The sequence below is a fragment of the Candidatus Cloacimonadota bacterium genome, from assembly GCA_034661015.1.
GTDB lineage: Bacteria > Cloacimonadota > Cloacimonadia > JGIOTU-2 > JGIOTU-2 > JAYEKN01.
This window is the reverse complement of record JAYEKN010000167.1, coordinates 1-1797: the sequence shown is the minus strand read 5'-3', so window position 1 is coordinate 1797 and position 1797 is coordinate 1. Positions and strand designations below refer to the sequence as shown.

The window sequence follows — 1797 nt, the reverse complement described above, 5'->3', positions numbered from 1 at the left end:
ATTCCCCAAAATAACACTAATGACACGAAAAGATAATCTTACGAAAAATGTTGGGAAAATTTCTTCCGGAACTTTTCTTAGCAGAATATCCGGACTTGTTCGAGATATTGTTCTGACGCACTTTTTGGGAGTAACCCGAGTTGCAGATTGTTTCGGGATTGCATTTGTGATTCCCAATATGTTGCGGGGTTTATTTGGTGAAGGGGCTCTCGCAGCAGCATTTATTCCGGTTTATACCGAAATTAAGGAAAAACGTTCTAGGACTGAAGCAATCTCATTCGCAGTAAATCTTCTCTCTATTCTGACAATTGTATTGATTGTTTTGGTAATTCTCGGCATCCTTCTGGCTCCCTTGATAATAAAATTAATAGCCCCCGGCTTTTCTGCGGAAGCACAAATTCTCACAGCAAACCTGACCAGAATTTTATTTCCCTACCTTTTTCTTATCGGGCTTACATCTGTAATTATTTCAATATTAAATGCACACTCGATTTTCTTTTATCCGTCTCTTTCGCCGGCGATGTTGAACTTGGGGATTATTTTGCCTGTTTTGGTTTACACTTTTATCAATGATACTACACTTGTTCAAAAGGCAATGCTGTTTAGCGGTGGGGTTCTTCTCGGTGGTGTATTTCAGCTAACTGTAAATTTACACCTTATTCGCAAGATCGGTTATAAATTCAAATTTTTCATTAATTTGAAGCAGGAGGAATTAAAGGGAGTTTGGCGACGAATGGTTCCGGGAATTATCGGAATCGGCATTCGCGAGGTGAATGTGGTGGTTGATACGCTTTTGGCATCTATGCTTGTAACCGGCACCGTAGCAGCTCTTCAATATGGAAATAGACTGATGCAATTGCCACTTGGTGTTTTTGGGATGGCTCTCGGGGCTGCTGTTTTGCCGCTTTTTTCTAAGCATACTGCCCATAACGATATTCAGGGATTGAAAAAATCTATCGAGGATTCGCTGAATATGATCATTCTGATAATGCTGCCGATCATTGCTCTGATCCTCGTGCTCGGCAAGGATATGATTGCTGTGGTTTTTCAACATGGTGAATTTGGAGTGAAGGCTTTGAACATGACGTTTTCCGCACTTGTCTTTTATTCTTTCGGCTTACTTTCGCATAGTTCGGTGAGGATTTTTGCTACGGCTTTTTTCTCCCTGAAAAACACAAAAAAACCCATGCTAATTTCTGCTGTTGCCGTGATTTCAAACATTATTTTGAATATTATATTGATGAAATTAATGCAGCTGCGTGGACTCGCTCTTGCCACTTCGATTGCTGCTACTATTCAAGCGACCATTCTTTTCTTTGCTCTTCGGAAAAAGATCGGGAAAATTGATCTGCGGGTTATTTCAATAAATTTTGTAAAAATAATTTTTCTGTCTGTGCTTCTCGGACTTGGTTTATATTATCTTCAGGATAAATTATCAGTTTTTGATTTTCATGGTCGCTGGTTTCTGCTGGGAAAAGTTATTCTCCTGTTTACGATTGCTGTATTAATTTATATTCTGGGGTTAAAAATTTTACGGATAGATTCTGCAAAAAAGATTTATCACGATTTTAAAGCGTAACGCAAACATCCCTGTTTGCATTAACGAACAAGATTTCGGGGTTTGCGATTACTCTTTTTTCACATAAGGCTGATGCCTTATGCTACAAATATTTCGCACCGATGGTGCTGATTTAATATTTGATATTTGTTTGATCTTTGAATTTTGTCATTAAATTTTTTTCGTGTATTTCGTGTATTTTGTGGTCATTTTTTTCCCTTCTCCCTTTTCCCTGTTTT

At 38.3% G+C, this 1797-nt stretch carries 1 protein-coding gene; it reads left to right on the top strand.

Going from position 1 to position 1797, the window contains the following annotated elements; genetic code table 11:
* Nucleotides 1-1579: murein biosynthesis integral membrane protein MurJ (murJ, locus tag U9P79_06390; protein ID MEA2104251.1), on the top strand; the 1579-nt coding region annotated here is incomplete at its 5' end.
* Nucleotides 1580-1797: the final 218 nt, after the last annotated feature.